Source organism: Acinetobacter sp. 12966 (assembly GCF_031196995.1).
Classification (GTDB): domain Bacteria; phylum Pseudomonadota; class Gammaproteobacteria; order Pseudomonadales; family Moraxellaceae; genus Acinetobacter; species Acinetobacter geminorum.
On the sequence record NZ_JAVIMC010000010.1, the window covers coordinates 208,047 to 222,147 of the forward strand.

General features: G+C 38.3%; 11 protein-coding genes and 1 pseudogene. 5 read left to right on the forward strand and 7 right to left on the reverse strand.

Annotated elements, in window-relative coordinates; translation table 11 throughout:
- The 4 genes and pseudogenes from RFW85_RS02710 to pepN all read right to left on the reverse strand — a co-directional run.
- Nucleotides 1–771: pseudogene (locus RFW85_RS02710) on the reverse strand (fimbrial biogenesis outer membrane usher protein); the annotation flags it as partial.
- A gap of 9 nt (nt 772–780) precedes the next feature.
- On the reverse strand, nt 781–1,485 hold the full coding sequence (locus tag RFW85_RS02715; RefSeq protein WP_309171108.1) for a fimbria/pilus periplasmic chaperone: 705 nt from the start codon (nt 1,483–1,485) through the stop codon (nt 781–783).
- A gap of 72 nt (nt 1,486–1,557) precedes the next feature.
- A complete protein-coding gene (locus RFW85_RS02720; protein WP_216076511.1) occupies nt 1,558–2,094 on the reverse strand; it encodes a spore coat U domain-containing protein in 537 nt (178 codons plus the stop codon).
- A gap of 577 nt (nt 2,095–2,671) precedes the next feature.
- On the reverse strand, nt 2,672–5,278 hold the full coding sequence (gene pepN / locus RFW85_RS02725; RefSeq protein ID WP_170248131.1) for an aminopeptidase N: 2,607 nt from the start codon (nt 5,276–5,278) through the stop codon (nt 2,672–2,674).
- 318 nt (nt 5,279–5,596) lie between these two features.
- On the opposite strand from pepN, the gene RFW85_RS02730 reads away from it, so the two are divergent.
- The 3 genes from RFW85_RS02730 to thiM all read left to right on the forward strand — a co-directional run bounded on the left by RFW85_RS02730 (nt 5,597) and on the right by thiM (nt 8,026).
- On the forward strand, nt 5,597–5,854 hold the full coding sequence (locus RFW85_RS02730; protein ID WP_005068647.1) for a hypothetical protein: 258 nt from the start codon (nt 5,597–5,599) through the stop codon (nt 5,852–5,854).
- A gap of 151 nt (nt 5,855–6,005) precedes the next feature.
- Nucleotides 6,006–7,163, forward strand: coding sequence for a hypothetical protein (locus RFW85_RS02735; RefSeq protein ID WP_068562747.1), 1,158 nt, complete (start codon nt 6,006–6,008; stop codon nt 7,161–7,163).
- A 35-nt stretch (nt 7,164–7,198) separates the two neighbouring features.
- Nucleotides 7,199–8,026, forward strand: a complete 828-nt coding sequence (thiM, locus tag RFW85_RS02740) for a hydroxyethylthiazole kinase (protein ID WP_170248130.1) — start codon at nt 7,199–7,201, stop codon at nt 8,024–8,026.
- Between the two features lie 122 nt (nt 8,027–8,148).
- Here thiM and RFW85_RS02745 read toward each other — a convergent pair whose 3' ends face one another.
- A complete protein-coding gene (locus RFW85_RS02745; protein WP_171545228.1) occupies nt 8,149–8,508 on the reverse strand; it encodes a 5-carboxymethyl-2-hydroxymuconate Delta-isomerase in 360 nt (119 codons plus the stop codon).
- Nucleotides 8,509–8,551: 43 nt separating this feature from the next.
- Nucleotides 8,552–10,264 carry an AAA family ATPase gene (locus RFW85_RS02750; protein WP_086265958.1) on the reverse strand — a complete coding sequence of 571 codons (1,713 nt, stop codon included), beginning with the start codon at nt 10,262–10,264 and terminating at the stop codon, nt 8,552–8,554.
- A gap of 230 nt (nt 10,265–10,494) precedes the next feature.
- On the opposite strand from RFW85_RS02750, the gene RFW85_RS02755 reads away from it, so the two are divergent.
- Together RFW85_RS02755 and RFW85_RS02760 are read left to right on the forward strand one after the other, a co-directional pair.
- The gene (locus tag RFW85_RS02755; RefSeq protein WP_017398424.1) at nt 10,495–11,667 is read left to right on the forward strand and encodes an iron-containing alcohol dehydrogenase; all 1,173 of its coding nucleotides are present in this window, start codon (nt 10,495–10,497) and stop codon (nt 11,665–11,667) included.
- A 194-nt stretch (nt 11,668–11,861) separates the two neighbouring features.
- Complete coding sequence (locus tag RFW85_RS02760; RefSeq protein ID WP_170248128.1) at nt 11,862–12,830, forward strand: alpha/beta hydrolase; 969 nt, start codon at nt 11,862–11,864, stop codon at nt 12,828–12,830.
- Here the strand turns inward: RFW85_RS02760 and RFW85_RS02765 are convergent.
- On the reverse strand, nt 12,827–14,017 hold the full coding sequence (locus RFW85_RS02765; protein ID WP_170248127.1) for a helix-turn-helix domain-containing protein: 1,191 nt from the start codon (nt 14,015–14,017) through the stop codon (nt 12,827–12,829). The genes RFW85_RS02760 and RFW85_RS02765 overlap by 4 nt on opposite strands.
- Nucleotides 14,018–14,101 lie beyond the last annotated feature (84 nt).

A 14,101-nucleotide genomic window follows, 5' to 3' on the forward strand; every position in this document is an offset into this window, starting at 1 on the left:
ACTCGACCACTGGAAACCGGCAAGACGGACACTACTGCCCCAATCCGCGCTATTGGAAATAAAATCCCCTAGGGTATATATCCTGATCTTTTCAGGGTCTACGTACTGCCACTTACTTTCCAGTCGTACCCATTTTTCATGACTATAACTATTTTCATTACTACCGTTATATAAAACCCCTGATGAAAAGTTACCAATTGCACTGTTAAAGATCCCCTCAGCCGTACCTGAGAAAACGTTCTCGTCATTGGTTATGGTGTTATACAGACTGTAATTCAAAATAGCCGCGTTTAAGGGTTTCATCTTTAGCAAATGTGGGCTAGTGACCTGCTGGCCACTTAAGTCGACTGAGTAACCCGTTAACATGTTCGATGGAACTTTTAAGTTTAAAGACTGCTCATTTTCCAGATATTTAAACTGAATTCCGTTTAAATCATTAATACACACCCACTGGTTATCTGGGATATGTTCATCCATTTTTAGTCTTAAAGTTCTTAAGGCACTAGAACGAATATATAGTTTTCCATCCTTAGATTGCTTTACAGCAACCAAATCTTCAGAAGCATTTGAATTAATCGAAATATTTAAAAATAGATGAATGAAATTAAGATCTTGCTCCTGCTCATTCGTTCCTACGTGTCTATATTCACTATTGCTACCTACAGATTTAGGAACACTGGGAACTGCAGTATTCGTATGATCTAGTAACTGTTCGGCAAAAGAATATGCAGGAAAATACGCAACACATAAGACACCTATAATGTATTTCATATAAGCCTCTTAAAGTGTGGTTTTCTTACCATTAACTGTTAGAGATACGCTGTATTTATGATTTGGTTGGTAGGTAAAGTTACTAATCGAGTAGCTTTTCGACTTCTCCGCAAGAATATAACCATTCACAGTATTTACTTTAATCGGATAACTTTTTTTCGCAGTTGTATCAACAAGCGTTAGACTATTTAACAGCGCATGCCGGTTACCTATATTGCTAATATTTAAAGAAGGTGTGTTCTGGCTAACATCAATTTTCCAACTCAGTTTGGTAATTGCATCTTTATTCACTACAAATACAGGTAATGACGAGCGAAGTAATACATTTACTCCCTGAGCAGCTTTACGGCTATCAATCGGTTTTGGTAACTCATCAATAATAATACGATAAGTTTTTTCGCCAGAAATAGGTTCCGGGTTAATTCTAACTACACGTAAGTTATAAGAGTCACTAGGTTGTAGTTTTAAAAATGGTGGACTAATGACAATCTCATCCGTAGGGATTAACTGATCTTGCCCAGCATTTTGCCTCCACTCAAATACACGCACCTGCAAATCAGTACTTTCATTTGACTGGTTATATAAACTAATTGAAGCAGCATTTTGATTACTTAATATTTCTATATTTACAGGTGAAAGACGGATTGTTGCGGCGTTAATAGAGCTAGATAAAGATAAGAATAATCCCGTAATAATAAAAATATTTTTTTTCATGATTTGCTCAAATATAACTTTTTAATGTATTAGCCCTTTCAAAAGGGCTAACGTAATTCTAATTTATGCAAATTAATAAGTTACTGTGACAGTCACACTGTCAACATAGCTACCAGCACTTGGTAAAGTTGTTCCTGCAGGAATACGACCATACACATTTACAGTTTGAACATTACCCGTTCCGGTTCCACTGTAGGCGGTCGTTGCAATACCAATTGCTGTGGCACGTCCAGTGTCAGAGAAAAGGTTGTAAGGAATATATTCGTCGCTAGTCGCCCCACCGATCATACGACGTTGAGTTGATAAAACATTCTGACCACCATCAAATGACAAAGTCCATGGCACAGTATTATTACAAAGGACTTTAATTGAGGTTCCACCTGTCGTTGTGGTATCTGCATCGACATTGCTAGCCAGCGAACTTAAAGTACCAAAGTCTAAAACTGCATTTGTTGTCGTACCGGTTGCAGAGGTATTCAATACACAACTATTGGTTACTGTTGCTCGAACAGTTAATGTACCTGTTGCTGTAGCTGCATTTGCCGCATTGAGAGAAAATACTCCTGCAACAACTGCTGATAAATAAATACAAGTCTTTTTCATGGCCAAAACCTTTTAAACTAAACTATCGAATTAATAGATATAAAAAATTTAACCCTTATTCTTACAATCATTTTTATTTGACTGCTCTTTTAAAGCTTATTTTTTTACCCTACTTTCCAACATAATACATAAAAATAAATAAAATGCATGTTCACGTTATTATTTTAATTTCTAATCAATAAAACAAATTTACCTAAACTTATCTTACGGATACAAAAAAACAATAATTACAAAATTTAAGTTTTTGATTTAAATAACTTTAATAAAATTTAAAAAAAATTTATTTATTTAAATTTAAATAAATATGTCAAAAAATTATCAAACTTTATGAAATTAAATTCTATTTACATAAGTACTTAGTTATTTCCTGACTATACTTTTAATGGTAATTTTATATTATTACTTAAAAGTTTATCTCTAATAAAGTATTCAAGATTATAATTTATATAAAAATAAAATGATCAAACTTGATCTACAGATGAACTATAACAAGGATAGTTTTATTTATTTTAAATCTTGAAGAGCGATGAGATATAAAAAATAAAGGCCTCTTTAGAGACCTTTATTTAGTAAGTTTAAATAATTAAACGCTCAGCATGCTATTTAAGGTTTCAGAAACATTTTTCGATTTCACTTTAGGCTGCAATGCTTTTAAAGCTTGTTGAACTTGTGTTCGCTGAGGCTCTGCAAGCGTATACCAACGAGATAACACCTGTAACAGACGTGAACCTAAAATCGGGTTTTTCTCGTCAAGATATTCTGCAAGGTTAATAAAGTGAGCGACACCAAAGCCCCAAGTATTTTCAGGATTATTTGACAAGCCACCACTTACCGCACGAATACGGTTTGGAGTTGTTAAATCATAGTCGGGATGTTGAGTTAAGTACTCGATTGTTTCTGTTTTGGCATTTGGGTTTGCAGCCTGAATCATAAACCACTGGTCTAAAGATAAAGCTTCATCTTTAAAGCGGTCATAGAAATCAGCAAGTGCCTCTTGAGCTTGAGGTGCGTTTTGCCAAACCAATACACGTAGCGCACCTAAACGCTCAGACATATTGCCTGTGTTTTGGTATTGAACATGTGCTAATTCAAATGCACTTTGATCACCCTGACGAGCCATCATCATCAGCATGATATTTTTTAATGCGCGTACACCCATGGCTAAAGAGAATTCTTTTTGCAAGTCAGGGTCAAGTGTAAGGTAGGTATCTTTCCAAAACGAACCCAACTCTTGTGCTAAACGATTTAGTAAAGCTTCACGTTTTACATGAATATCAGCTGGTACATAGTTCTGATCAATACGACTACCCAAATAACCTTCACTTGGAACATCAAACAAACGTGATGCTAAAAGCGGGTCGCGGCCAACCAACTCAGGCAATGTGCATTGAATAGCTTGAATGTATGCATCTGCAGAATGGTCTTCTAACAAAATACGTTCAAGCAAGGTTTGTGTTGCTTGCCACTGGTTAAAACCATTTGTTTCGTGCTGAATTAAGAATGCTAATTCTTCATCACTGTAATCAAATACAAGATTTACAGGAGCCGAGAAATTACGCAGTAACGACACAACGGGTTGCTCAGTCACCCCTGTAAATTCAATAGTTACCTCATCTTGGTCAAACAAGTACACGCCATCTTTAACATCATTTACGAATAGACTGTTACTGTGCAATGTATATTGTTCACCTGTTTTAGCGTTAAAGAGCGCTAAAGCAACAGGAATCGGCACAGCTTTTAAATTTGGATATTTAGGGTGTGCTTTTAGGCTTTGTTTAAAGCTTAAACGGTATGTTTGTGCTGTTGCATCGTACTCACCTTTTGCTTCAAGCTTTGGTGTACCTGGTTGGTTGTACCAAGTTAAGAATGCAGATAAATCAACACCTGAACCTGCAGATAATGCAGCAACCCAGTCTTCTACTGTTACGGCTTGTCCATCATGACGGCGGAAATATTCATCGGTTCCTTGACGGTATTTTTCTTTACCGAGTAAGGTCGACATCATGCGGTTAATTTCCGCACCTTTTTCATAGACTGTAGCTGTGTAGAAGTTATTAATTTCTACAAAGTGATCTGGACGTGGTGGATGCGACAATGGACCAGCATCTTCTGGGAATTGATGCGATTTAAGTACAGCGACATCATCAATACGTTGAACTGCAGCAGATTGTAAATCTTCAGAGAAAGACTGGTCACGGAAAACCGTTAAACCTTCTTTTAAGCACAGCTGGAACCAGTCACGGCAAGTAATACGGTTCCCAGTCCAGTTATGGAAATATTCATGCGCAATCACAGACTGTACTCGCATAATCGCTGCGTCAGTTGTGTATTCTTCATCGGCAAGTACGCATGAGGTATTAAAGATGTTTAAACCTTTATTTTCCATGGCACCCATGTTGAACTGACTAACAGCAACAATCATATAGTTGTCGAGGTCATAAGCACGGCCGTAGTGTTCTTCATCCCAACGCATTGAATGCTTTAATGCTTCCATCGCGATATGGCATTTTGGAATGTCTTTCTCGATTGCATAGATTTCTAAAGCAACATCGCGCCCTTCCGAAGTCGTATAACGATCTTTAAGAACAGCTAAATCACCAATAACACAAGCAAACAAGTAGCTTGGTTTTTTAGTCGGGTCTTGCCAGATCGCAAAGTGACGGTTTTCACCTACCTCACCTGTTTCAAGCAAATTACCATTGGCAAGTAACACTGGATATTTTTTGTCTGCTTCTACACGTGTCGTAAAGACTGAAAGTACATCTGGACGGTCTGGATAGAACGTGATTTTACGGAAGCCTTCAGGTTCATTCTGGGTTACAAACAACTCATCTGCTTTATATAAACCTTCAAGCTGAGTGTTGGTTTCAGGATGAATAATCACTTGAGTTTGTAAAATGACTTCATCTGGTGCATCAGTGATCACCAGTTGTTCACTATCGAGTGAATATTGTGCAGGAGTAAGATCTTGACCATTGAGCTGAATAGATTGCAACTCAAGATCACGACCTAATAATACCAAGTCTCCAGCAGTTTGACGCTTCATGACTAATGTTGAATCAACAATTGTTTTATCGTCATATACTTGAATATCAAGATTAATAGATTCAACCAAGAATGAAGGTTTTTGATAATCTTTTAAATAAACTGTTTGATCTGCCTGAACTGGAGGCTGCGCCGCAATATTCATCTTTATTCCTTATATACTTTTCGGAAACCGTAGTACGAATTTTATGAACTTGATCATACACATTCATACATACCGTGTTTGTTTACCTTTATAAAATTAATGGGACTTCATTTATACATTTCAAATTAGAATCGTCTTTTATTAGCACAGATTAAACCAAATTTACGATAATCGTTGCTTATATAATCAATCTATACAATAAAAATAAAACAAATTCAGCTTTTAACATTTTTTAGAGTCAGCTTACATTTTGGGCATGGTTCTTGCCTTCACTAATACACCAATATAAATATTTCAATCAGAACAAGAGGTGTCGGTATGGAATTAAAAGCACATTTTCATCGTTTAGAAAATATTAAAGCAATTCATGATCTAGACGCAGCAGGACTCGATCACCATGTGATTGCGGTGTTTTTATCTGCGGAAGGTATTTCTATTACAGCTCAGGAGGTGACCTCTATCGTTAATACTTATGATGCTTTAGGTAAAGTAAAATTACCAAGTAAAAAAGTGCAGGCACTTATCAATGCCAAAAAGCTTGGACAGAATGATGAGAGCTTGCCGTGCCCTGTTTAATTTTAAATTTTAACCCCTTATGAAAACCTAAAGTTAAAACAAAGACTTTAGGTTTTCTATTTTTGCACCAAACAAAAAGACAATCTCAGCTATCGGCAATTTGGCTGTGTATAATAGCTCTATCCTGACTAATTTATGCATTCGGAGCGAAATGGCCTTACAAATTCTACAGAAACAGCTAGATGAAAGTAGCCATTGTCCTCTCTGCCAAGCTTCAATGTACTGGGTAGATGCCGAGCAATTTGAACAAGACATTCAGTTTCATGAATGCAGTCATTGTCAGCACCGTGTATTTAAAGATACGAAAATGACTTGTCATTGTGAAACATGCACAAAACAACGGAAAAAGCTTTTACAGCAAACACGCCTACAAGAACAACGCCAGTTCAAGTCAAAAGAGCAACCACAACGCAGTCTGGAACAGCTCAGTTTTTTACATAAACTTTTTTTACTCAGCCTACTTGATGACTATGCTCGTGATGATCTTGCACATGACGAATATATTCACTGGGACCAGATTAAATATCAGTCCATTACACCAAACTGGATTTTTCAAAACTATCTGATTAAGCAACTCCATAAAGATGGAATTTTAAACGCCCAAGATCAAGCTGATGAACCTCAGTGCTTTTATTTAAACATTCGCTTGGACGGTTATAGTGACCCAAGTTTATTTAGTGTTGCCCAGCAATTACGCTACTGGTTTTATGAAAATTTAAGTCTTGGTATTCCGTTTCGTAGTGCCGATGAAGTAAAAGACGTACTTTTTCAGGTGCTATATCAAGAGATTATTCAGTTTATGCAGTTCTATTGCCGAACTTGGGGCATTCAAATTGCAGGAAGCTCTAATTTCCAAACTTTTTGCTATCGTTTAATGGATTCATTAGCAATTGGTCAAATTTATTATTTAATTCAAACCGCGCTTGAGTACCTTTATAAACAGAAAGCCCTACAGCCGCGTAATGAAAAATTTATTAACACCAATTTGTTAAAGAAAACCTTAGAGCAATATCGCGAGAGAGCCTTAGCTGAAAAGTGGGAAACCTCAATGTTGCCTCGTCCTCACAATATTCCCTACAGTAAAATGAGTTATATTTTACTTAACCGCTTCTTAGGCTACGACGAACAGATCTTTGTACAACCTGTCTGGAAAGCATGGCGAAAAATTGAACCTCGATTAAACTTTTATTCAGTTAAACGCTGTATGCATTGTGGTTCAAATGATTTAAGTGTTGATTATGATGCGGCAGATTATGTTTCCTTAATTTGCCAAAGATGTAAGCATCAAGATCATTATTTTACTCACTAAATCTAAAATCACTTTGGCTTAATAAGGATAATAATATGACATCAGCATCGACTTTGATTGAGCAGATCATTGACGCTTGGCAAAACATGCAGGCAAAAACGCCTCTTGTGCAATGCATTACCAATAGCGTTGCAGCCAACTATACAGCCAATGTCTTACTTGCTTCTGGTGCTTCACCTGCCATGATTGATAATCCTTATGAAGCAGAAAGTTTTACCAAAATTTCATCGGCTTTAAGCATCAATTTAGGCACCCCGACTTCAGAGCAAATGCAGGCCATGCAAATCTCTGCAAAAACAGCACAGCTTAATAACATTCCGTGGGTGCTTGATCCAGTTGGCTATGGACCAATTTTAGCTTGGCGTAGTCAAATGACAGACGAGCTTTTACAGTTCAAGCCAAGCGTTATTCGTGGTAATGCTTCAGAAATCAGTACGCTTGCAGGCAACCAAGTTCAATCTAAAGGTGTCGATAGTACCCTAAGTAGTGCTCAAGCCTATCAACAGGCTTATACACTATTAGCACATGCGGACTGTATCGCTATTTCAGGTGAGTCAGATTATATTTTATCTAAAGAATTAGATGCTGTGATTCAAGTAAACGGCGGAAGCCGTTTACAGCCCAAAATCACAGCAACAGGCTGCGCTTTAGGTGCGTTAATCGCAGCATATAGCGCTGTGACGACGCCAACGATTGCTGCTCTTTCAGCTCATGTTCATTTTGCGATTGCGGGTAAACTTGCTGCAAATCAAGCACAAACTATGGGAAGTTTTAGCACTATCTTTATGGATTATATCCATATGCTAGATGACAACTTGATCGAACAATATGCAGATATTAGGCTTTTAGAAATACAGGCATAACCTAGATTATGCCTGTATCACGCTAGACTCACTTTAAAAGTAAGTAGATATCTGTAATAAGATCGGACTGCTTTTACACAGTGCTGATCTCTATTCTTGATCGAAATTGCGCTTTTTTAGGATTATATAACTTGCTTAAAGTAATCTTCTCTTGGCATATCGACAAGCTCAACGCACAATTGAATTTCTTTATTAAACTCTGGTTGTAGATATTTTTTGTTGCTGAGTGCCGCTAATAACTGCTCACCCATAAGTTGTTTTTGTTCAGCCGTTCTTCCTGACAAAATGTAGGCTTTTAAATGAATGTAGGCTTGATCGGCCCCTAAGCCAATGAGGAAAACGTCATCTTTACGCGCACGGCTTTTAATGTCTTCTGGACTAAATAGCTCTGTCTCAATCAGTGTGGTATTAATTTCTTCAAGTAATTGTTTTGCATTCAATCCAGTTAAGTTTTCTGAATAATCAACTACAACGTGCGGCATAGCCACCTCAATTTATATAATAAGTCATTAAGCCAATTAAACTTTACTCAATAAATAATAAAGCTAATCGAACCTGATCATATCCCATTCGAGGGCTGGTTGCTTCAACAATTGGTCTTAGTTTGATCGAACCATCATCAGAAAAATGATCTGGATTTTGACGTTTTTTTAGCTTCTTATAAATTTTACGAATTTCTTCGACCACTTCCTCACCCGGATGGGCAACCGAAATATCCAGCTTTTGTTCTTTATGAAGTCGAGCCAAATGATTAATGATGGTTGCTGGTGTCAGACCACGCTCATGCGCGATGTCTTCAATCTCGTAACCTTCTTCAAACAACGCACGTGTCTCATCTAAAGTTGCCGTAGCATAATTTTGCTTGCCACCTTTTGCGAGTTTCTTCTCATTACGAGAAATCTCGGTTTCATTTAAGGTGCCACCACAGTGACGAATAAAGGCTTTATGCTGAGCCGTTAAATCTACATCTGCAAAGTTGTCTTCGGCCTCTTTTGAAAGCTCTTGAAAACGACGATCCGCTTTTACAGCTAAACTATCTAACTCTAAAGCTTGCTCGTTAATCCCTAATAATTTTAGACCAGTTAAAGATTTTAAGCGCGACAATGCAACATAACCCTGACCTTTTTCAAAGGTGTTCATGAGGTTAATTTCAGCCGCTTCTAAAGTCATCCCTTGGCTTTTATGAATAGTAATCGCCCACGCTAAACGAAGCGGAATTTGCTGAAAACTTGCAATCACTTTGCCTGCTTCATTTTCAACGGACCATGTTTCAGGAGCAACCAGCAAAGTCGTGCCATCGGTCAATTTTACCTTTGGCAGTAAGCCATTTTCATCATCTTCTTCAAAGCCGATGACTTCACCCAAGCTTCCATTGATATAACCCATATCAAAGTTATTTTTTACAAACATGACTTTGGCATGTTTTTTAAGTGTGAGTTCTTCTGGCGCACGAACTGAAGATTTTAAAGTTTCTAATAACTTTTCATTACCATCTAAAACAGCATTGAATTGATGCCCTTCGTTATCAATTTCATTTAAATGCTGATAGTTGATGTTGTCGACATCCATATTATGCGTATAAAGACGAGTAAAGGTCTCACCAATATCATGCGAGCGTGATTGACGCAGTGCTTGCAAATGATCTGGTTGAATATTTTGCGCACGAATAGCGTTTAAAATCTGGTTCAGAATTTCATCGTCTTGACGGTGCTGTTCTGTTAAGTAACATACACGGAATTTGGCTTCGACCCATGCATCTGACATAAAACAGAACTTATCACGGTTGGCTTCACCATTACGCCCTACAGGCGGCAACTGGAAGAAATCTCCAGCCACAATAACTTGAATACCGCCGAATGCTTCATCACTTTCTTTAAAATATTTTAGAACCTGATTGACCAGATTAAGCTGTTTCGCATGTAGCATTGAGATTTCATCAATCACAAGAACTTGCGCATTTTCAAGATGTTCCTTGAGATATTTACGCTCTTTCATGCGTTTTAGATCGTCGTCAGTTAACAGATCTTTAATGCCAATGCCAGCCCATGTATGAATGGTCATACCGTTCATATGTGTTGCTGCAATACCTGTAGATGCCGTAATTGCCACAGGCACTTTACGTGCTTTGAGGTATTGGATGTACTGATTAAGTGTATAGGTTTTCCCTGCACCAGCCGAACCGGTTAAAAAGACATTTTCACCTGCTTTAAGCAGTTTAAGCGCAGTTTCCTGTTTCATAATCTCATATGTACATCTTTAACAGCCCATAGCTTAACGATTTTCCCGAAAAAATTAAATGAATGTGCCAAACTTTCTAAAAAGTAAATATAAATCAATAATTAAAAACAAAATAATATTTGGTAGGTTTTTGGTAGGTAGGAAAATAAACTTCACATCACAATACTAAGGCCATGGTGAGGCTCACCTGTAATAACAAACAATGGATTTATGGAAGAAGGAATCACTCCATGGCTTTTAAAAATATTGCAGATCAAACAAACGGTTTTTATATTCCATGTGTATCACTCTTTGGACCAGGATGTGCTAAAGAAATTGGTACAAAGGCACAAAACCTTGGCGCAAAAAAAGCATTAATTGTGACCGATGAAGGCTTATTTAAATTTGGTGTTGCAGATCTTATCGCAAACTATTTAACTGAAGCAGGTGTTGCAAGCCATATATTCCCAGGTGCAGAACCTAACCCAACCGATATTAATGTTCATAATGGCGTAAATGCCTATAACGAAAATGGATGTGACTTTATTGTCTCTCTAGGTGGCGGTTCATCTCACGACTGTGCAAAAGGGATTGGTTTAGTCACTGCGGGTGGTGGTCATATTCGTGATTACGAAGGTATTGATAAAAGCAAAGTTCCAATGACACCATTGATTGCAGTAAATACAACGGCTGGTACTGCATCTGAAATGACTCGTTTCTGTATTATTACCAATACCGATACTCACGTAAAAATGGCGATTGTTGACTGGCGTTGTACTCCACTTATTGCGATCGATGATCCGAAACTCATGATTGCAAAACCGGCTGGTTTAACCGCTGCAACAGGTATGGATGCGCTAACTCATGCAGTTGAAGCATATGTTTCTACGGCGGCAAACCCAATTACTGATGCGTGTGCAGAAAAAGCGATTACGATGATTAGCCAGTGGTTACAACCTGCTGTAGCAAATGGTGAAAACATCGAAGCACGTGATGCGATGAGCTATGCACAATATTTGGCTGGGATGGCATTTAACAACGCATCTTTAGGGTATGTTCACGCAATGGCGCACCAGTTAGGCGGTTTCTACAACCTACCTCACGGTGTATGTAACGCAATCTTGTTACCACACGTTTGTGAATTTAACTTAATTGCTTGCCCAGATCGTTACGCAAAAATCGCAGAGTTAATGGGTGTAAATACTCACGGACTCACCGTAACAGAAGCTGCCTATGCTGCAATTGATGCCATTCGTAAACTGTCTTCATCAATTGGTATTCCATCTGGTTTAACAGAGCTTGGTGTGAAAACTGAAGACCTTGCGGTGATGGCAGATAATGCTCAAAAAGATGCATGTATGCTCACCAACCCTCGTAAAGCAAATCATGCACAAGTTGTGGAGATTTTCAAAGCAGCACTTTAATACTGATGTAATGGCATATCCCTCTAGTAAGTCAAATCCCTCCGACCGTTGACTTACTTTTTTGGGAATACTTAGCTCCAGCGGTATTCCCTTTTTTTAGAACCTATACTCTAACCTTCTCTAAACCTGATTGACAATTCGCCCATTTCATTGAAGGATACTCTGCATGTCTTAATTACAATAGCTCGATAAAAATGAATACATCTTTAGCTAATCAAACTTATGTTCCAGATATTTTAGGCACGGGTTACGAACAGCTCACACTTAGTTTTCCTGATGATTATGAAGGGAAAGTTGTAGCCACCTTAGTCCGTAAAAAAGCTGCTCAATCTACTCAAAAAGCCGTACTATATATTCATGGTTTTTTAGATTATTTCTTTCAAACCGAAATGGCTGAGCAATTTAATGCTCATGGTTATGACTTCTATGCACTTGATTTAAGAAAATATGGCCGCTCAAAGCTGCCTCATCAAATTTTCTATAATGTGCTTGATTTAAATGAATACGACTCCGAAATTACTCAAGCATTACAGATTATTGGCGAAGAGCAACACACTCAGGTTTTACTCGCAGGCCATTCAACTGGTGGTTTGACAGCAACGCTTTATGCTGCCCATCATCCAAATCATCCTCTTATTAAAGCGCTATGGGCAAATAGTCCGTTTTACGACTTTAATTTAAGTCTAATCGAAAAGAAATTTGGTATTCCAATGCTCAGTCGAGTAGGAAAATATCTACCAAAAGTTAAATTCCCAAGCCAACTCAACAAATGGTATACCACCAGTCTTCACAAGCAGCTCAAAGGTGAATGGGAGTTTAACCTTGACTGGAAACCAACCTCTGCCCCTACAGTTCAACTCAGTTTTGTACATGCGATTCATACGGCACAAAAAGAGATTCATCGCGGGGTTAAACTAAACGTTCCCGCAATGATTATGCATTCGCATCAAACTAAAAACCCGCGCAAATGGGGTCCAGATGCAACTCAAAGTGACGTGATTTTAGATGTTAAAGACATTGAGAAACATGGTAAAAAAATTAAAGGTGATGTCTCTTTAGTCTCTATTCACAATGGATTGCATGACTTAGTCCTTTCGGCCCAGCCAGTACGAGAACAAGTCTATCAACAATTGTTCCAGTGGCTGGATCAAAAAATTACTTAACTAAGCTTAGGTGAGTCAAGGTATTTCACCAGCAGTTGATGCGCAGGATGCTCACTCGGTAAAAGCTCCATAAGGCGTTCTACCGCATCAATGGCTTCAGGGAAATGAGCTAGATGCTTTAACAGTAAATCTGTTTCTTGGGTTTTAAAAATTGCATCGCTTAAACGTGATTCAAGGCAGTCGCGCCATGCGCATAAAAATGGACTTTCAGTTTTTGCCAGAAACACGCCTGTGTAAAGCTGCAAAGCAGATGCGGCATATCCTGCATCGAGTGCCTGTTCAGCTTGTAAGAAATCAGCTTCAACGTGTACAAGTAACCGATACGGGCGTGAACCAAGTAAACCTCCCAAAATATCTCGTAGTTGAGACATTTCAGCTTTAAGTGTGCCCATGCTGACTTTACGTTCGCCATAGAGCGCCTGATAAAGATGCTCTAAAGTTAAACCATGCGGACATAAGGCCAAGATGGTTAAAATTTCAATTTGACGCGGCGTTAATAACAAGCTTTTACCGTTAAATTTAACTTGCGGCGTCGAAAATGCCCGGATGTGTAAATGGTGACGCTGCTGCTCTAGCAAAGCAGACTGAATAATGGATGCACAACGTTCAGCAGCCAGAATTCCTAAACTATTATGGTTCTTCCACGTGGTTGATAGATCAACAACACCTAGCGTTTGTTTTGAATATGGGTCGATAATCGGTGCGGCATAACACACCCAATCATGAATCGACTCCATGTAATGTTCATTAGAAAAAACACAACTTGATTGTTGAGTTTTTAAAGATAAAGCCAAGGCATTGGTGCCAACAAATTCTTCACGCCACTGACCACCTTGTACAAAATGTACACGCTCAGCAGCACTTTGCATTTGAGCACTTGGTGCCGTCCAGATAATCGTACTGCCAATATCACCGACAGCAATTACCATTGAAGATTGTTCTGCAATATGACGTAAGTCGTCGGCACATTGGCTTAAAGCCATATCTAAAGCATTTTGTGAAGCAGTTTTTTTCTCGACTAATGGAGCGGCAAAACGCTCCTTAGGAATTGCGGCAGAAGCCGATCGTTCCCACGAGCTTGCAATACTTTGGCCGAGTTTGGCAGCGTTCTGAGGAGAGAGACTATTTTGCGTGCGCAGTTGATCAATCAAGGTCCGTTGCTGCAATAAATCCTTTTTTGTGAACATTTGTAAATTCCTTATATATCCACATTTCTATTCCAACCTTTCTCCAACCTTCTTCTTTATATCCTAATTATACAAAGTACGAAA